Consider the following 17,119-nt stretch of genomic DNA (forward strand, 5'->3'; position numbering starts at 1 on the left):
CATGCATCACGAGACGACAGGCTCCGCAGGAACCCCTCCCCTCCTCCTGCTGCACGGGGGCGGGGTCGCCGGCTGGATGTGGGAGCCGCTGCGCAGTCACCTCGACCCCGCACGGCGGGTCATCCTCCCGGATCTTCCGGGACACGGTGGCAGCGCGACAGCGGACTACGTGTCGCACGAGGAGACGGTCGCGGCGCTCGTCCCGCTGCTGGAGCAGGAGACGCAACCGGCGACCGTCGTCGGGTTCTCCCTCGGCGCCCAGCTCGCCGTCCTGCTCGCGGCACGACGACCGGACCTCGTCGCCGACGCCGTGGTCATCAGCGCTCAGGCGGAACCGCTGCGCGCCGTCGGCCCGACCCTCGCGCTGCTCCGCCTCACGGCAGGGCTCGCCAGGAACGAGCGCTTCGCCCGCCTTCAGGCCCGCGAGCTGTTCATTCCCGACGCGCTGCTCCCCCGCTATCTGGAGACCTCCGCGGCCATCTCGCGCACGACCCTGCTGCGCGCGGTAGAGGAGAACCTCCGTTTCACGCCTCCGCCCGCGTGGCGCGCGCATCCCGGCACCGCCCTGATCCTGGTCGGTGCGGAGGAGAAGCCGATGATGCGCCGCTCCGCCGCGCTGCTGGACCGGGTGCATCCCCGCAGCACCCTCGAGGTCGCCGAGGGGTGCGGACACGGCATCCCCCTGCAACGGCCGGCGGAGCTCGCCGCGCGTCTGGAGGAGCGCCTGGCCACCTGACCGGTGCGTGACCGCTCAGCGGTCGCAGGTCCCCTTCTCCTGGAGCGTCTCGTCCGTGACGATCGCCCCGTCCACGTCGATGTCGATCACGGCCTGGTCCTCGACGATCTCGATTCCCGTCAGGGTGAGGCCGGCCGGCAGCTGGTCCGCGATGCAGACGCGCCGCGGTTCGGTGATCCCCTCGCCGAGGGATCCGAGGGACGAGCCCACACGATCGAGATCGATGTCGACGCCGCCGATGCTCGCCGCCACCGGAGTGAGTTCGAGGTCGCCCTCGACAGCCCCGGGGGTCAGGGTCACGGATACCGGCACCGCGGTGCCGAGCACGTCGAACGAGCCGCCGAGGGTCGCGTTCGGCGCCACGAACTCCACGGTGTCGACAGGGAGTTCCGAGTCGGCGAGCAGAGCGGTGAACTGCTCCTGGTCGATGCGGATGGTGCCGTCCGCGCCGTCGAGGTCGCCGCCCCGCAGCGGAACGCCCGTCGCCGTGACGTCGGCGGCACCGGTGATGCCCTGCAGCGTGACGGCCTCCGTCGACAGGCGCAGGGTGTCGAGACGACCGGCGAGGAGCTGTGGGAGGAGGATCCCCTCGGTCTCGACGTCCAGCTGCTGGTCGGCAGGGAGGTCGAGCTGCTCGATGACGATCGATCGGACGACACCGGGCAGCACCGCACGGGCGACGAACTCGGCCGCGACCACGAGGGCGGCGAGCACGACCACGACGATGAGCACGACCCACGGCCACCGCCGGCGACGACGTGCGGCGCCGCCCCGACCGTCCGCCGCGTCCGGGACCACGAGCGTCGGGTGCTCGTCCGAGGGCTTCGGATACGGGAGGGTGTGGTTGTCGTCGCTCATGGCGCTCCTACATGCGCTCGGGCGCGGACACGCCGAGCAGGTCGAGTCCGTTGCGGAAGACCTGGCCGGCGGCATCGTTCAGCCACAGGCGCGTGCGGTGCACGTCCTCCACCGGGGCCTCGCTCAGCGGGATCACCCGGCAGTTGTCGTACCAGCGGTGGTACAGGCCGGCGAGCTCCTCCAGATAGCGCGCGACGCGGTGCGGCTCCCGCACCTCGGCCGCGAACGCCACGATGCGGGGGAACTCCTGGAGCGCGCCCAGCAGCGCCGCCTCGGTCTCGTGCGTGAGCGTCTCCGGGGCGAAGACGGAGCGGTCGACGCCGGAGTCGGCGGCATTGCGCGCGACGTTGTGGGTACGGGCGTGTGCGTACTGCACGTAGAACACCGGGTTGTCGTTCGTGCGCTTCTGCAGCAGCTCCGGGTCGAGGTCGAGCGGCGAGTCGGCGGGCGAGCGCTCCAGCGAGTAGCGCAGCGCGTCCGTGCCGAGCCAGTCGAGCAGGTCGTCCATCTCGATGATGTTGCCGGCACGCTTGCTGAGGCGGGCGCCGTTGATCGAGACCATCTGGCCGATCAGCACCTGGATGTTCTTCGCGGGGTCGTCCCCCGCCGCCCCCGCGACCGCCTTGAGACGGTGCACGTAGCCGTGGTGGTCGGCGCCCAGAAGGTAGATCTTGTCGCGGAAGCCGCGGTCGCCCTTGTTCAGGTAGTAGGCGGCGTCGGCGGCGAAGTACGTGTACTCGCCGTTCGAGCGGCGGATCACACGGTCCTTGTCATCGCCGAAGTCCGTCGTGCGCACCCAGACGGCGCCGTCCTCGTCGAACACGTGCCCCTGCTCGCGCAGACGGTCGACGGCCTGGTCGATCAGGCTCGACCCCGAGGCGTCCTTCGCGTGGAGGGTGCGCTCGGAGAACCACACGTCGAACGGCACGTTGAAGCGCTCGAGCGAGTTCTTGATCTCCGCGAGCTGGTACTCGTAGCCGAGCTCGCGGGCGACCGTGAGCTGCTCCTCCTCCGGGAGATCGAGCAGGTCGGGACGCGCGTCGAGCACGCGACCGGCGAGCGTCGCGATGTACTGCCCCGGGTAGCCGCCCTCCGGCGTGGGCTCCCCCTTGGCCGCGGCCAGCACGGACGCGGCGAAGCGGTCCATCTGCACGCCCGCGTCGTTGATGTAGTACTCACGCACCGCGCGGGCACCGCTCGCGAGGAGCAGGCGCACGATCGCGTCGCCGAGGGCGGCCCAGCGCGTGTGCGCGATGTGGAGAGGACCGGTGGGGTTGGCCGAGACGAACTCGACGTTCACGCTGACGCCCTCCTGCGAGGAGTTCGTCCCGTAGGCGGGACCGGCGTCGACGATGACCTTCGCGAGCGCACCGGCGGCGGCGGCGTCGAGACGGATGTTGAGGAAGCCCGGACCGGCGACCTCCACGCTCGCGATGCCGTCCACATCGACCAGTCCGTCGGCGATCTGCTGGGCGAGCTCACGCGGGTTCGTGCCGAAGGGCTTGGCCAGGCGCATGGCGATGTTCGAGGCCCAGTCGCCGTGGTCGCGGTTGCGCGGGCGCTCCAGCACGATGTCGGCGGCGGAGAGGTCGAACGGCTCGCCCGGACGTCGTTCCTCGGCGATGGGGGCGAGGACGGCGAGGAGGGCGTGGGCGAGCGTTTCAGGATTCATAGACTCCCCAGTTTACGGGGGCGCGCCACCCCTCTCCGCCGCCCCTCGTCGCGAAGAGTTTGCGTTCCGCGTTCCGTGATCTACTCTCGTGCCATGAACGCCCCCGCCGCCTCTCGTCGACTGCGCATCGCGGGCGTCGCCACCGCTCTTCTCGTCGCCGTCGCCGCGGGGGTCCTCGGAGTCTGGCGCCCCTGGGTTCCGGCGCCGTCGTCCCTCCCCGTCGGCGCGGCAGCCGGAGACGAGTCCATCGCGGTGATCGCTCCCGCGCCGCTCGCGCTCCCGGAGGAGCCGACCGTCCTCGTCTTCGGTGATTCCTGGACCTACGGCTCGGCCGCCTCCGACCCCACCCTGGGGTATGCGTACGTGCTCGCCGACCTCCTGCGCGGCACGACCATCGTGGACGGCGTCCGGGGCAGCGGCTACCTCAAGCCCGGCATCGACGGCCCCACCTTCGGCGAGCGCATCGCGGCACTGGACCCGACCCTCGACCCGGATCTCGTCATCATCCAAGGCTCCATCAACGACCGGGCGCAGGGCGAGGCCGGCTATCGCGACGCCGTGACCGCCGCATGGGACGCGCTGACGGCGCGCTACCCGGAGGCGGCGATCGTCGTGCTCGGGCCCGCGCCGCACGAGCTCCCGGTCGGGGCGCAGACGGCACGGATCGATCGGGACCTCGCGGCTCTCGCCTCGGCCCGCGGCTGGTGGTACATCTCCCCGATCGAGCGGGACTGGATCACCGACGAGAACTATCTCGCCGTCATCGACGTGGAGGTCGGGCGCAAGCATCCGTCCACCGATGGCCACCGCTACCTCGCGGAGAAGCTGGCCGCAGCGCTCGACGAACTGCGCGCCGCGCCGGTCACGGAGGCCGGTGGGTCGGAGACCACCCCCGACGAGTGATATTGTCGATCGGTACGCCTCCGTAGCTCAGTGGATAGAGCGCCGGTTTCCGGTACCGTAGGTCGCAGGTTCGACTCCTGTCGGGGGCACGTACAGCAAGAGGGATCGTCCAGACGGACGGTCCCTCTTCTCGTGCGCCCAGGGTCCCGTCAGCAGCCCCGACGCACGGACCGGTAGCCTGGATCCGTGCCCTCCCTCCTCATCGCCGGTTCGACGCGCGCTCCGCGCCGTCTGTCGTCCGCGACGCCGATGACGGAGTGGATGCGCGTGGTCCTGCACCCCGGCACGAACGGGTGGACGAGCGTCTGGGGCACCCTCTCGCACGGCGAGATCGCGGGCTGCCCGCCGCCACAGGGATAGGCCGCACCCGGACGGGTGCGGCGACATCGCGTCACCCATCCATCTGCCGTGAGGTATCCCTGTGTCTTCTTCGCCGTCCCCTGCCCGTTTCCGTCTCGCGCCGCATGAGCTCTGGCGCGGCATCCGCTCCACCGCCCGCAGCGACGTGCTCGGCGGCGGTCTGCTGCTGACCGCCACGCTCGCCGCCCTGATCCTCGCCAACTCCCCCGCCGCCCCGTGGTACGAGGCGATCAGGGACTTCCGCTTCGGTATCCCGGAGTGGCACCTCGAGCTCAGTGTCGGTGCCTGGGCCGCCGACGGCCTCCTCGCGGTGTTCTTCTTCGTCGTCGGTCTGGAACTGAAGGAGGAGTTCGTGGCCGGGCGCCTGCGCGATCCGCGCCGTGCCGCGCTTCCGATCGCCGCCGCGGTCGGCGGCGTGGTCGTCCCTGCCCTGCTGTTCGTCGCGATCAACGCGGCCTCGGGCGCCGACGTGCTGCGCGGGTGGGCGATCCCCACGGCCACGGACATCGCGTTCGCGATCGCCGTGCTCGCCGTGGTCGGCCGCTTCCTCCCGCCGGCCCTGCGGGTGTTCCTGCTGACCCTCGCGATCATCGACGACCTGATCGCCATCACGATCATCGCCACCTTCTACACCGAGACCATCAGCTTCCCCTGGCTGATCCTCGCGCTCCTCCCCCTCGCAGGCTTCGCGCTCGCCGTGCAGAACGGCATCCGATCCTGGTGGATCCTGCTCCCCCTCGCTCTCGCCGTGTGGGCATTCGTGCACGCCTCGGGGGTGCACGCGACGGTCGCCGGCGTGCTGCTCGGCTTCATGGTGCCGGTGCGCCCGACGGACCGCGCGCGGGTGCGCACCGGAACGGACGGCGACGGTGCCCCGGTGTACGACGGGCTCGCCGCGCACTTCGCCGACCGCTGGGGCATCGTCGCGACCCTCGTCGCCGTGCCGGTGTTCGCGTTCTTCGCGGCCGGGGTCGAGATCGGCGGCATGGACGGCCTCGTCTCGGCGCTGACCGATCCGATCACGATCGGGATCATCGTGGGGCTCGTGCTCGGGAAGCCCATCGGCATCCTGCTCACGACCTTCCTGTTGAGCCGAGTGCCGACCCTGCGCCTCGATGAGTCGCTGCGCTGGCCGGATCTCGCGGGCATGTCCCTGCTCGCGGGCATCGGGTTCACGGTCTCGCTGCTGGTGGGAGAACTCGCGTACGGCAGCAGCAGCGTCGCGGACGATCACGTGAAGATCGGCGTCCTCGTCGGCTCGCTCCTCGCCGCTGTCCTCGGTGGCCTGGTGCTCGCGGCCCGCAGCCGTCGTGCGCGTGCGGAGACCGGAGCCCTCCCCGAGAGGTGAGCACCCGCTCTACGCTCTCCTGCGCCGTTCGTCAACGCCCTGAGTGATCCTCGAGGCGGTGCTTAGCGTCGGTCACCCCGACGCAGCGAAGGAGCACCCGATGAAGGCGATGACCTACCGCGGACCGTACAAGATCCGGGTCGAGGAGAAACCCGATCCGACGATCCAGCATCCGAACGACGCCATCGTGCGGGTCACGAGGGCTGCCGTCTGCGGATCGGATCTCCACCTCTTCCACGGCATGATGCCCGACACCCGCATCGGGCACACCTTCGGTCACGAGATCGTCGGGGTGGTGGAGGAGGTGGGCTCCTCGGTGGAGACGCTGCGCCCTGGCGACCGGGTGATGGTGCCCTTCAACATCTACTGCGGGTCGTGCTACTTCTGCCGCCGCGGCCTCTTCTCGAACTGCCACAACGTGAACCCGAACGCGACCGCCGTCGGCGGGATCTACGGCTACTCGCACACGACAGGCGGGTACGACGGCGGGCAGGCCGAGCGCGTCCGTGTGCCGTTCGCCGATGTCGGCCCGTCGGTGATCCCGGAGTGGCTCGCCTCGGAGGATGCGCTGCTGCTCACCGACGCGTTCTCCACGGGCTACTTCGGTGCTCAGCAGGGTGACATCACCGAAGGGGACACGGTGGTCGTGTTCGGCGCCGGTCCCGTCGGCCTCGCCGCCGCGCGCTCGGCCTGGTTCCTCGGCGCGGGACGCGTCATCGTCGTCGACCATCTCGACTACCGGCTCGAGAAGGCCAGGCAGTTCGCCTTCGCCGAGACGATGCACCTCCACGAGGTCGGTGACATCGTCCTCGCCCTGAAGAAGGCGACCGGCTACCTCGGCGCCGACGTGGTGATCGACGCGGTCGGCGCGGAGGCGGACGGCAGCGTCGTCCAGCACGTGACCGGCGCGAAACTGAAGCTGCAGGGCGGCTCCCCCGTCGCCCTGAACTGGGCCATCGACAGCGCGCGCAAGGGAGGGACGGTCTCGATCCTCGGGGCTTACGGGCCGCTGGTCACCTCCGTCCGTCTCGGGGACATCGTCAACAAGGGACTCACTGTGCGCGGCAATCAGGCTCCCGTGAAGAGGCAGTGGCCGCGACTGCTCGAACACATCCAGGCGGGGCACATCCGCCCGTCCGAGCTGCTCACCCATCGCTTCCCCCTGGAGCACATCGCCGAGGCCTACCACGTGTTCTCGTCCAAGCTCGACGACTGCATCAAGCCGCTCATCGTCGTCGGAGAGGAATGACCATGCCGTACGAAGGATCTCGACCCGTCCCCGCGCCGACCCCCGACGAGCTGCGCGCCCGGATCCCGGGCTGGGGCGCCGACCTCGCCCCCGAGCACCGCCGCACCTGGCAGCAGGTGGACGATGTCGGCGACACGGGCGCCCATTGGGACCTCCCGGAGCGTCAGGGCCCCGACCGCGGCCGCGAGCGCTCGATCGAACACGGCATGCTGCCCCCGGTCTGGGGCACCGCGCAGCCGCTGCACGGCGTGTCCGGAGCCATCCGGCGCGTGGCCTACGATCGGTTCAGCGAGACGAAGAACACCCGCTGGCTGCTGCTCGTCCTGGGAGACCGTGTGGACGCCGTGACGGCGCACGCCCGCTCCCTGGTGACCCGGCGACCGGACGATCCGATCACCCAGACCGGCGTCCTCGCGGAGCCCCGTCACCGTCCGCTCGCATCACGGTTCGGACGAGGCCGCATCGATCTCCGGCACACGTGGCTCGACCCGATCATCGTCGTCGGGCCCTGGGTGCTGACGGCGGTCCTGGGCGTCCGCGCTCTCCGCCGCCTCGGCCGCCGGCACTGAGCCGGGACCGAGACGGCGGCGTGTGAGGCTCAGCGCTGCAGGATCTCGGCGGTGACGACCTCCGGACGGAGGTCGAGCCGCCGCAGCAGCTGCGCGTTGAGGGCCACCACGATCGTCGACAGCGACATCAGCACCGCACCCACGGACATCGGCAGCACGAAGCCGATCGGCGCGAGCACCCCCGCGGCGAGCGGCACGGAGAGCAGGTTGTACCCCGCCGCCCACCAGAGGTTCTGCTTCATCTTCCGGTAGGAGGCACGGGACAGCTCGATGACCGACAGCACGGCGCGGGGGTCGTCGCCCGCGAGGATGACCCCCGCGGACGCGATCGCCACGTCGGTCCCTGCGCCGATCGCGAGACCCACGTCGGCCTGGGCGAGGGCGGGCGCATCGTTCACGCCGTCTCCCACCATCGCGACCTTGCGGCCCTCGCGCTGCAACTCCTGCACCTTCGCCGCCTTGTCCTCCGGCCGGACGCCGGCGAACACGCGATCGATGCCGAGGTCCGCCGCGACGGTGTGCGCGACGGCCTCCGCGTCACCGGTGATCATCACGACCTGGACGCCGAGCGCATGCAACGCATCGACCGCGTCCCGCGACTCCGGACGCACCTCGTCCGCGAGCTTGAGCGCCCCGACGACCTGGCCGTCCCGCAGCACGTGCAGGATGATCGCACCGTCTGCACGCCAGCCCTCCGCGACGGGGAGCTCCTGGGCGTCCTCCTCCGTGAGCAGATGCGGGCCGCCGACCCGGATCACGGCTCCGTCCACCGTCGCGGTCACACCGACCGCGGGAGAAGACGAGAAGTCGCGGCTGGCCGGCACCGGGAGCTCCTTGTCGCGCGCAGCGCGCACGATGGCCTTCGCCAGCGGATGCTCGCTGTCGGCCTCGGCGGCCGCGGCGAGCGCCAGCACCTCGTCCGCGGTCTCCGCGCCGGCCACCGACACCTCGGACACGACGGGCTCGCCCTTGGTCAGGGTGCCGGTCTTGTCGAACAGCACGGTGTCGACGGTGCGCATGCTCTCCAGGGCGAGCCGGTCCTTCACGAGGACGCCGCCGCGCGCCGCACGCTCGGTCGCGATCGACACGACGAGCGGGATGGCCAGCCCCAGTGCGTGCGGGCAGGCGATCACGAGGACGGTGATCGTGCGGATCACGGCGTCATCCGGCAGACCGACGGCGCTCCACACGACGGCGGTGATCACGGCGGCGCCCAACGCGAACCAGAACAGCCAACCCGCGGCCGTGTCGGCGAGGCGCTGCGCGCGAGACGAGGAGTTCTGCGCTTCCGTGACGAGCCGCTGGATCCCCGCGAGCGTCGTGTCGTCGCCGGTCGCGGTGATCTCCACGCGCAGCCCGGAGTCGGTGGCGACGGTGCCCGCGGTCACGGGGTCGCCGGTCGCACGGGTGACCGTACGGGACTCCCCCGTCACCATGGACTCGTCCATCGAGGCGCGGCCGTCGACGATGCGACCGTCCGCGGGGATGCTGCCGCCGGGGCGCACCACCACGACGTCTCCCACGCGGAGGTCCGAAGGAGAGACGCGCACGACCTGATCGCCCTCGACGCGCTCCGCCTCGTCCGGCAGGAGGGCGGCCAGCGAGTCGAGGGCGGAGGTGGTCTGCGCGAGCGACCGCATCTCGATCCAGTGCCCCAGCAGCATGATGACGATCAGCAGGGCGAGCTCCCACCAGAAGTCGAGCTCGTGGTGCAGGAGGCCGAGGCTCGCTCCCCACGAGGCGACGAACGCCACGGTGATCGCGAGACCGATGAGCAGCATCATCCCGGGCTTGCGCGCACGGATCTCGCTGACGGCGCCGGTGAGGAACGGCTTCCCTCCCCACACGTACATGACGGTGCCGAGGACCGGCGACACCCATGCCAGGCCCGGGATGTCGGGGAGCGGGTAGCCGAGGATCATCGCGAACATGCCCGAGAGCAGCACGGTGGGGACCGCGAGGACGAGCATGATCCAGAACAGCCGCCGGAACTGGGCGACGTGGTCGCCATGACCGCCATGACCGCCATGGCCCCCGTGACCTCCGTGTCCCTCGTGTCCCTCGTGTCCCTCGTGCCCGGTGTGCCCGGTGTGTCCTGCGTGGTCCGTGTGGTCTCCGTGCGCGGTGTGGTCCGCGTGTCCGGAGTGGCTCGTCTGCGTCCCGGTCCCGGCTGCCGCGGGGTGGCCGTGCGCGGAATGGTCGTGGTGCGAGGTGCTCATGTCTTCCCTCCAACGTCGATGATGCCGTGCGGGGCCGATTCTGTCGCGGCCCCGCACGGATGGGGGCTCAGGCCGCCCTGGTGTACTTCGCGGGATCGGCGTCGAACGCCGGCCCGCAGCCCGCGCAGCAGAAGTAGTAGCGCGTGCCCTCGTGGCCGCGGTACAGGCCCGCGGCCTCAGCGGTCGCGATCACCACGGGTGTTCCGGCCATCACCGGGCATTCGGCCATGCCCTCGGCCGGCACGGCGAGCAGGTCGGTGCGCCCGTCGGCGGAGACGCCGCTCTGGCGCGGGACGCTGCAGCAGGATCCTGCGGGGGAATCGGACATGTCGGTGCTCCTCTGTCGTTCGTTCACGGGGTGTCCACCGCCCTGCTGCGGAAGGACCGCAGGCGGAGGCTGTTGCCGACGACGAAGACGCTGGAGAACGCCATCGCCGCACCGGCGAGCATGGGGTTGAGCAGGCCGAGCGCCGCGAGCGGGATCGCCGCGACGTTGTAGGCGAAGGCCCAGAACAGGTTGCCCTTGATCGTGCCGAGCGTGCGGCGGGACAGGCGGATCGCGTCGGCGGCACTGCGGAGGTCGCCGCGGACGAGGGTGATGTCGCTCGCCTCGATCGCCGCGTCGGTTCCGGTCCCCATCGCCATCCCGAGGTCCGCCTGCGCGAGGGCCGCCGCGTCGTTCACGCCGTCCCCGACCATCGCGACGACCTTGCCCTCGTCCTGAAGCCGGCGCACGACGTCGACCTTGCCCTGGGGCAGCACCTCGGCGATCACCTCGGTGATCCCGACCCCGCGTGCGATCTGCTCCGCCACCGCGCGGTTGTCACCGGTGAGCAGGACGGGGGTCAGCCCCAGTGCGCGGAGCTGCGCCACCGCCTCCGCACTCGTGGCCTTGACCGTATCGGCGACGACGAGCACTCCGCGGGCCCGGCCATCCCAGCCCACCGCGATCGCGGTCGTGCCCTGAGCCTCCGCCTCGGCCGTGGCCGCGCTCAGCCCTGCGGACAGGTGCTGCGACCAGTCGGCGAGCAGCGAGGTGCGTCCCACGACGACGGCGTGACCGTCCACGATGCCCTGGACACCCTTGCCCTCGATGTTCCCGAACTCCTCGACGGCCGGCAGGGCGCCGAGTTCGCGGGTGGCCGCGGCCGCCACAGCCTGAGCGATCGGGTGCTCGGAGGCGTCTTCGAGGGCGCCGGCCAGCCGCAGCAGCTCCTCGCGCTCCGCCCCGTCGTCGGTGTGCACCGCGGTCAGCGTCATGCGACCGGAGGTGACCGTCCCCGTCTTGTCGAGCACGATCGTGTCGACCTTCCTGGTCGACTCCAGCACCTCGGGGCCCTTGATGAGGATGCCCATCTGGGCGCCGCGACCGGTGCCGACGAGCAGGGCGGTCGGCGTGGCCAGACCCAGCGCGCAGGGGCAGGCGATGATGAGCACCGCGACCGCGGCGGTGAACGCGGCGGACGCAGGGAATCCGGCCGCCAACCAGGCCACCAGCGTGCCGAGGGCGATGACGATCACGATCGGCACGAAGATCCCGGAGACCTTGTCCGCGAGCCTCTGGACCTCGGCCTTCCCGGTCTGCGCGTCCTCCACCAGCCGCGCCATCTGCGCGAGCTGGGTGTCGGCGCCGACCCGGGTCGCACGGACCACCAGCCGTCCGCCGGCGTTCACGGTGGCTCCGGTGACGGCATCGCCCGCGCCGACCTCCACGGGCACCGACTCACCGGTGAGCATGGAGGCGTCGACCGCGGACGTGCCGCCGACCACGACACCGTCGGTGGCGATCTTCTCCCCTGGACGCACGACGAACTGGTCCCCGACCCGCAGCTCGCTCGTCGGGATCCGCGTCTCGACGCCGTCGCGGAGCACGGCGACCTCCTTCGCGCCGAGTTCCAGCAGCGCGCGGAGCGCCGCACCGGCCTGCCGCTTCGAGCGCTTCTCGAAGTAGCGCCCGGCGAGGATGAACGTGGTCACCCCGGCTCCGACCTCGAGGTAGATGTTGGCAGCACCGTCGCTGGGCGCCACGGTCAGCTCGAACGGGTGCGTCATACCTGGCACCCCGGCGGTGCCGAAGAAGAGCGCGTACAGCGACCACAGCAGCGCGGCGAGCGTGCCCATCGAGATGAGCGTGTCCATCGTGGCCGCTCCGTGCCGGAGGTTGATCCAGGCCGCCTTGTGGAACGGCCAGGCCGCCCACACGATCACAGGTCCCGCGAGCGCGAGCGACAGCCACTGCCAGTACGTGAACTGGAGCGCCGGGATCATCGCCATCGCGATGACCGGGACGGTGAGCACGACGGCGGCGATCAGCCGCTGCCGCAGCGCGGTGAGCTCCGGATCCGGCTGCTCTCCGTCGGGCTGCGCACCCTCCGGCGCGGGAGGCGCAGGGACGACGGCGGTGTAGCCGGTCTTCTCGACCTCGGCGATGAGCAGGGCGGTGTCGACGCCCGCCGGCACCGTGACGCTCGCCTTCTCGGTCGCGTAGTTCACGGTGGCGGTGACGCCGTCGAGACGATTGAGCTTCTTCTCGATCCGCATCGCGCACGACGCGCAGGTCATGCCGCCGATCTCCAGCTCCACGCTGGTCGCGGATGGGGTGTCCATCAGGACCGGACCGCCTGGTAGCCCGCCTCGTCCACGGCGGCCAGCACGGCCGTGTCGTCGACGGGGGCGGAGCTGCGCACCACGAGTCTCCCGCTCTGCGCGCTGACATCGATACCCTCGACACCGGGGATGCGCGACACCTCGTCGCGGATCGCCATCTCGCAGTGGCCGCACGTCATTCCGGCGACCTGATACTCGCTCGTGCTCATCATGTTTCCTTTCCTCGGGATACCCCCCTGGGGTACTCCTTCGGCACAACCTTATACCCTCCGCGGGTATTCCCGCACGCCCGGGCGGCAACGGGACTCGTCCGCTCCGGGTGAGGGACGCTCGGCATCCGACGCCGCGCCTGGGAGGATCGCGGTCATGGACTCCACTCCCCTGTCATCCTGGCGGGACACCACCACGCGCCGCGCCATCGAGGCGTTCGTCGCCGCCGCGACCACAGGCCCGGAGACCGTCCCCGTCGAAGAACGGATCGCCGTGTTCGACAACGACGGCACACTGTGGTCGGAGAAGCCCATGCCCACCCAGCTGCACTACGTGGTCGAGCGCTGGCGCGAGGCGGCCACCCGCGACCCGTCCCTCGCCGAAAACCAGCCGTACCGCGCGGCGGTGACCGGTGACCTCGCCTGGCTCGGCACCGCGATCGACAAGCACTACGCCGGCGACGACTCCGACCTCGGCGTCATCATCCAGGCGCTCCTGGGGCTGACCGACGGTGTCAGCGTGGAGGACTACGCCCGTTCGGTCACGGAGTTCTACCGCTCCGCGCAGCACCCGATCCTCGGTCGCCCGTACGCGGATTCCGTGTACACGCCGATGGTGGAGCTGCTGCGCTACCTCGAAGCCCATGGCTTCACCTGCTACATCGTCTCCGGCGGCGAGCGCGACTTCATGCGGCCGATGACCCAGGCGAACTACGGCGTCCCTCCTGAGCGCGTGATCGGCTCGGCGCTCGGGCTCACCTACGACGAGAAGGATGCCAGCGTCCGCTACTCGTCCGCCCTGGCGTTCTTCGACGACGGTCCGGAGAAACCGGTGCGGATCTGGAGCCGGATCGGTCGGCGTCCGCTGCTCGCCGCCGGCAACTCCAACGGGGACATGCCCATGCTCGACTTCGCGCACGGCGGCCCACGCCGCGGACTCGCGCTGCTGATCCATCACGACGACGCGGGCCGCGACGACACCCCCTACGACACGGGAGCCGAGAAGGCCCTGCGCGCAGCCGACGACCGCGGCTACACCGTGGTCAGCGTCAAGGACGACTGGGCGTCCGTGTTCCCCGACCCGGCCTGAGTCCGGCAGTGCCGGGCGGTCAGAGGGCGCAGCGGAAGCCGATGTGGGTCATGGCGGTGTCCTCTGCCTGCGCCGATCGCGCCGCAGGGCGGTAGCGGAGGCAGTACTCCGGAGCGCAGAGGTGCGAGCCGCCCTTGAGCACGCGGCGCGGGATGGGCGACCCGGGCTCGGAGGACAGCAGGCTCGCGCGATGTCCCGCCTCGACGCCCACGGCTCCCGGCGGTACATGTCGGTGCGTCCAGTAGTCCGCCGTCCATTCCCACACGTTGCCGATCATGTCGTGCAGGCCGTAGCCGTTGGCGGGGAACGAGGCCACCGGAGCGGTGCCGATCCACCCGTCGGCGCCATCGTTCCGGTACGGGAAGGCACCCTGCCAGGTATCCGCCATGAGGGTGCCGTCCAGCTTCGTGTCCTCCCCCCAGGCGAAGCGGGCACCGACGAGGCCACCGCGCGCCGCCCATTCCCACTCCGCCTCGGTGGGCAGGCGCCTGCCGGCCCACGCGGCGTAGGCGACGGCATCGGGGTACGCGACCTGCACGACCGGATGATCGAGACGGTCATCGATCGACGAGGTCGGCCCGAAGGGGTGCCGCCAGGACGCCCCGGGCTCCCACCGCCACCACTGACGCCAGTCGCGAAGGTCGACGGGACCGCGTGTCGGCGTGAAGACCATGGCCCCGGGGACGAGGTCGTCCGGGTGCACGCCTGGGTAGTCGGCAGGGTCCATCGGCCGCTCGGCGATCGTGACGTAGCCGGTGTCCTCGATGAAGGCCGCGTACTGGCGATTGGTCACGGGATGCTCGTCCAGCGTGAACGGCTCCACGCGCCGCTCGTGGACGGGCCCCTCCTCCGGGTAGAACTCGTCCGACCCCATGAGGAGCGTGCCGCCGGGGACCTCGATCATCGCCGTCATGCCCTCATGCTAGGCCTCGGCCCGCTCCGGTCGATCACTCGCGCGACAGCATCGCCGCTGCCTCGAGTTCCATATCGAGATACTGCTCCGTGCTCACGTCCACCGCCACGCCCAGGAGCTTGCCGCCGGTGAACGGGAACGGGTTGCGGTACTGCGCGCTCACCGGGTCGGCGCTGTCCCACCCGACGCAGAGTCCGTCGCCGCAGAGCGTGAACTTCCCGACCTGCGCCCGCATCGGACCTGACGCCACCGCACGATCGTCGACGTACAGCGTGGTCGTGCCGACGGACTCGCCGTGCTCCCCCGCCCCCTCGCGGACGAACTCCACGCCGAGGGTATGCGGGCCGGGGGTGAGCTCGTCCGAGGTGAACGACTGCTCCGGCGGGATGCCGAGGAAGTTGTACACGTAGACGAGCCTGTTGCCCTTGAGGAACAGGGAGTGCCCGCCGAAGCGCGAGCCGTGCGCGAAGAGCACGCCCTCGGCACCCTCGTCGAGCACGACGTCGGCGATGATCTTGTAGGAGCGCCCTCGGACGTTCACCGCGACGCTCTCCGGTACCGCCGCGGTGCCGGGGAAGTACACATAGCGATCCCGGGGCGACTCGGCCTGGGGCCGCGGGACCGTCAGGATCTCGCGGGCGGAGCGGTCATCGAGCGGAAGGGCGAAGTTCGCCTCCGCCTCGGCGAACCATGCGGTGATGAGCTCCTGCAGCTTCTCCGGGTGGGTCGCGGCGAGGTCGTTCGACTCGGAACGGTCCTCCGCCACGTGATACAGCTCCCACACGTCGTCGTCGAAGTGGCCCTTGCCGCTCAGCGGCGCGTGTACGGCGGCGGCCTTCCAGCCGTCCTTCCAGATGCCCCTCGTGCCGAGCATCGAGTAGTACTGCACCGTCTTCTGCGTCGGACCGTCCGGCGCCGCGTCGAAGGACGACTTCATCGAGACGCCGTCGAGCGGTCTCTGCGGCACCCCACGGTAGGACTCCGGCATCTCGATGCCGATGACGTCGAGCACTGTCGCCACGACGTCCACCGAGTGGTGGTACTGGTGGCGCAGCTCCCCCTTCGCCGCGATCCCCTTCGGCCAGTGCACGACCATCGGGTCGCAGGTGCCGCCGGAGTACTGGGAGTAGCGCTTGAACATCTGGAACGGCGTGGAGAACGCGGCCGCCCACCCGGTCGGATAGTGGTTGTAGGTGTCCGCGGAGCCGAGGGTGTCGATCATCGCGAGGTTCTCGGCGAGATCGTCGGGGTAGCCGTTGAAGAACTTGTTCTCGTTCACGGAGCCGTCCGGTGATCCCTCCCCCGAGGCGCCGTTGTCGGCGCAGTAGAAGATGATCGTGTTGTCCAGCTGCCCCGTCTCCTCCAGGTAGTCCACGATCCGACCGACCTGGGCATCCGTGTACTCGGAGAAGCCGGCGAAGACCTCGGCCATCCGCGCGAACAGCCTCCGTTCGTCGTCGTTCAGCTCCGCCCACGGGCGCACGTAGTCGGCCGGGTTCGCCGCCTCGTCCGGCAACGGGTTGAACGGCGTCATCTGCGTGCCCTCCGGCAGCACGCCCTTCTCGATCATGCGGGCGAGCACCCACTCGCGATAGGCGTCGTAGCCGTCGTCGAACGCCCCCTTGTACTTGTCGATGTACTCCTGCGGCGCGTGGTGCGGAGCGTGGTTCGCGCCGGGACAGAACCACATGTACCAGGGCTTTGAGGGGTTCGAGGCCTGCTGGTTCCGGATCATCGCGAGCGCCTGGTCGGCGAGATCCTTCGACAGGTGATACCCGTCCTCCGGGCGGTACGGCTGCTCGATGAAGTGGTTGTCCTCGACGAGATCGGGGTACCAGTTGTTCGTCTCGCCACCGAGGAAGCCGTAGAACCGGTCGAACCCGAGTTGCAGCGGCCACATCGAGCGGCTGCCTCCCGGCGCGATGTCCTCCTCCGGGACGTTGTGGTCTTTGCCGAGCCAGAACGTGCTGTAGCCGTTCTCCTGCAGCACCTGCCCGATCGTCGCGCACTCCGCCGGGAGCCGTCCCGCGAAGCCCGGGAAGCCGTTGGTGCCCTCCATGATCACGCCGGCGCGATTGACGTGGTGGTTGCGCCCCGTGAGCATGGTGGACCGCGTCGGCGAGCACAGCGCCGTGGTGTGCCACTGCGTGTAGGTGAGGCCCCCGGCGGCCAGACGATCCATGGTCGGCATCGCGATGCGACCGCCGTACGGCGACCAGGAGGCGAGCCCGGTGTCGTCGTAGAGCACGACGAGGACGTTCGGTGCTCCGTCCGGCGCCTTCCGCAGCTCGTACGGCGACCAGTCGGGACGGGAGTCGCGGACGTCCAGCGTGATCTCGCCCGAGAAGTCTGCGTTGAATTCCGACATCGTCTCTCCTTCGTTCAG

The 17,119-nt window shown here is 70.5% G+C and carries 15 protein-coding genes and 1 tRNA gene; 8 read left to right on the forward strand and 8 right to left on the reverse strand.

Annotated elements, in window-relative coordinates; all coding sequences use genetic code 11:
- Window position 1 precedes the first annotated feature (1 nt).
- Window positions 2–736: an alpha/beta fold hydrolase gene (locus AB1285_RS08780; protein ID WP_187663803.1), complete on the forward strand. Its 735-nt coding sequence runs from the start codon at window positions 2–4 to the stop codon at window positions 734–736.
- Between the two features lie 15 nt (window positions 737–751).
- Here AB1285_RS08780 and AB1285_RS08785 read toward each other — a convergent pair whose 3' ends face one another.
- Together AB1285_RS08785 and argS are read right to left on the reverse strand one after the other, a co-directional pair.
- Window positions 752–1,594, reverse strand: a complete 843-nt coding sequence (locus AB1285_RS08785; protein ID WP_366236551.1) for an LmeA family phospholipid-binding protein — start codon at window positions 1,592–1,594, stop codon at window positions 752–754.
- Between the two features lie 7 nt (window positions 1,595–1,601).
- Window positions 1,602–3,266 carry an arginine--tRNA ligase gene (argS, locus tag AB1285_RS08790; RefSeq protein ID WP_366236550.1) on the reverse strand — a complete coding sequence of 555 codons (1,665 nt, stop codon included), beginning with the start codon at window positions 3,264–3,266 and terminating at the stop codon, window positions 1,602–1,604.
- Between the two features lie 93 nt (window positions 3,267–3,359).
- On the opposite strand from argS, the gene AB1285_RS08795 reads away from it, so the two are divergent.
- The 6 genes from AB1285_RS08795 to AB1285_RS08820 all read left to right on the forward strand — a co-directional run bounded on the left by AB1285_RS08795 (window position 3,360) and on the right by AB1285_RS08820 (window position 7,695).
- Window positions 3,360–4,169: an SGNH/GDSL hydrolase family protein gene (locus AB1285_RS08795; protein WP_280565916.1), complete on the forward strand. Its 810-nt coding sequence runs from the start codon at window positions 3,360–3,362 to the stop codon at window positions 4,167–4,169.
- 16 nt (window positions 4,170–4,185) lie between these two features.
- Window positions 4,186–4,258: transfer RNA gene (locus AB1285_RS08800), tRNA-Arg, on the forward strand.
- A 97-nt stretch (window positions 4,259–4,355) separates the two neighbouring features.
- Complete coding sequence (locus AB1285_RS08805; protein WP_164498170.1) at window positions 4,356–4,529, forward strand: hypothetical protein; 174 nt, start codon at window positions 4,356–4,358, stop codon at window positions 4,527–4,529.
- A 61-nt stretch (window positions 4,530–4,590) separates the two neighbouring features.
- Window positions 4,591–5,877: a Na+/H+ antiporter NhaA gene (nhaA, locus tag AB1285_RS08810; protein ID WP_363444464.1), complete on the forward strand. Its 1,287-nt coding sequence runs from the start codon at window positions 4,591–4,593 to the stop codon at window positions 5,875–5,877.
- A gap of 100 nt (window positions 5,878–5,977) precedes the next feature.
- Entirely contained in the window at window positions 5,978–7,126 is a 1,149-nt protein-coding gene (locus AB1285_RS08815; RefSeq protein ID WP_280565918.1) for a zinc-dependent alcohol dehydrogenase, read from the forward strand.
- A 2-nt stretch (window positions 7,127–7,128) separates the two neighbouring features.
- Window positions 7,129–7,695 (forward strand): hypothetical protein, encoded by a 567-nt coding sequence (locus AB1285_RS08820; protein WP_268776495.1) that lies wholly within the window; start codon window positions 7,129–7,131, stop codon window positions 7,693–7,695.
- A 29-nt stretch (window positions 7,696–7,724) separates the two neighbouring features.
- Here the strand turns inward: AB1285_RS08820 and AB1285_RS08825 are convergent, their stop codons facing one another.
- The 4 genes from AB1285_RS08825 to AB1285_RS08840 all read right to left on the reverse strand — a co-directional run bounded on the left by AB1285_RS08825 (window position 7,725) and on the right by AB1285_RS08840 (window position 12,730).
- Window positions 7,725–9,914, reverse strand: a complete 2,190-nt coding sequence (locus AB1285_RS08825; protein WP_370428759.1) for a heavy metal translocating P-type ATPase — start codon at window positions 9,912–9,914, stop codon at window positions 7,725–7,727.
- Window positions 9,915–9,981: 67 nt separating this feature from the next.
- On the reverse strand, window positions 9,982–10,242 hold the full coding sequence (locus AB1285_RS08830; protein ID WP_370428758.1) for a YHS domain-containing protein: 261 nt from the start codon (window positions 10,240–10,242) through the stop codon (window positions 9,982–9,984).
- A 23-nt stretch (window positions 10,243–10,265) separates the two neighbouring features.
- The gene (locus AB1285_RS08835; RefSeq protein WP_370428757.1) at window positions 10,266–12,521 is read right to left on the reverse strand and encodes a heavy metal translocating P-type ATPase; all 2,256 of its coding nucleotides are present in this window, start codon (window positions 12,519–12,521) and stop codon (window positions 10,266–10,268) included.
- Window positions 12,521–12,730, reverse strand: coding sequence for a heavy-metal-associated domain-containing protein (locus AB1285_RS08840; protein WP_370428776.1), 210 nt, complete (start codon window positions 12,728–12,730; stop codon window positions 12,521–12,523). Before AB1285_RS08840 ends, AB1285_RS08835 begins: the two co-directional genes overlap by 1 nt.
- A gap of 157 nt (window positions 12,731–12,887) precedes the next feature.
- Here AB1285_RS08840 and AB1285_RS08845 point away from each other — a divergent pair, with 157 nt between their 5' ends.
- Window positions 12,888–13,820, forward strand: coding sequence for an HAD family hydrolase (locus tag AB1285_RS08845; RefSeq protein ID WP_187663791.1), 933 nt, complete (start codon window positions 12,888–12,890; stop codon window positions 13,818–13,820).
- 19 nt (window positions 13,821–13,839) lie between these two features.
- Here AB1285_RS08845 and AB1285_RS08850 read toward each other — a convergent pair whose 3' ends face one another.
- Together AB1285_RS08850 and AB1285_RS08855 are read right to left on the reverse strand one after the other, a co-directional pair.
- Complete coding sequence (locus AB1285_RS08850; RefSeq protein ID WP_187663790.1) at window positions 13,840–14,733, reverse strand: formylglycine-generating enzyme family protein; 894 nt, start codon at window positions 14,731–14,733, stop codon at window positions 13,840–13,842.
- 34 nt (window positions 14,734–14,767) lie between these two features.
- Entirely contained in the window at window positions 14,768–17,101 is a 2,334-nt protein-coding gene (locus AB1285_RS08855) for an arylsulfatase (RefSeq protein WP_370428756.1), read from the reverse strand.
- Window positions 17,102–17,119 lie beyond the last annotated feature (18 nt).

The sequence above is a fragment of the Microbacterium sp. NRRL B-14842 genome (assembly GCF_050470785.1).

What these genes read in the sequence shown, in the direction of transcription:
- AB1285_RS08780 (WP_187663803.1), top strand. Translation starts at nt 2, where the DNA reads ATGCATCACGAGACGACAGGCTCCGCAGGAACCCCTCCCCTCCTCCTG.
- AB1285_RS08785 (WP_366236551.1), bottom strand. Translation starts at nt 1,594, where the DNA reads ATGAGCGACGACAACCACACCCTCCCGTATCCGAAGCCCTCGGACGAG.
- argS (WP_366236550.1), bottom strand. Translation starts at nt 3,266, where the DNA reads ATGAATCCTGAAACGCTCGCCCACGCCCTCCTCGCCGTCCTCGCCCCC.
- AB1285_RS08795 (WP_280565916.1), top strand. Translation starts at nt 3,360, where the DNA reads ATGAACGCCCCCGCCGCCTCTCGTCGACTGCGCATCGCGGGCGTCGCC.
- AB1285_RS08815 (WP_280565918.1), top strand. Translation starts at nt 5,978, where the DNA reads ATGAAGGCGATGACCTACCGCGGACCGTACAAGATCCGGGTCGAGGAG.
- AB1285_RS08820 (WP_268776495.1), top strand. Translation starts at nt 7,129, where the DNA reads ATGCCGTACGAAGGATCTCGACCCGTCCCCGCGCCGACCCCCGACGAG.
- AB1285_RS08825 (WP_370428759.1), bottom strand. Translation starts at nt 9,914, where the DNA reads ATGAGCACCTCGCACCACGACCATTCCGCGCACGGCCACCCCGCGGCA.
- AB1285_RS08830 (WP_370428758.1), bottom strand. Translation starts at nt 10,242, where the DNA reads ATGTCCGATTCCCCCGCAGGATCCTGCTGCAGCGTCCCGCGCCAGAGC.
- AB1285_RS08835 (WP_370428757.1), bottom strand. Translation starts at nt 12,521, where the DNA reads ATGGACACCCCATCCGCGACCAGCGTGGAGCTGGAGATCGGCGGCATG.
- AB1285_RS08840 (WP_370428776.1), bottom strand. Translation starts at nt 12,730, where the DNA reads ATGAGCACGAGCGAGTATCAGGTCGCCGGAATGACGTGCGGCCACTGC.
- AB1285_RS08845 (WP_187663791.1), top strand. Translation starts at nt 12,888, where the DNA reads ATGGACTCCACTCCCCTGTCATCCTGGCGGGACACCACCACGCGCCGC.
- AB1285_RS08850 (WP_187663790.1), bottom strand. Translation starts at nt 14,733, where the DNA reads ATGACGGCGATGATCGAGGTCCCCGGCGGCACGCTCCTCATGGGGTCG.
- AB1285_RS08855 (WP_370428756.1), bottom strand. Translation starts at nt 17,101, where the DNA reads ATGTCGGAATTCAACGCAGACTTCTCGGGCGAGATCACGCTGGACGTC.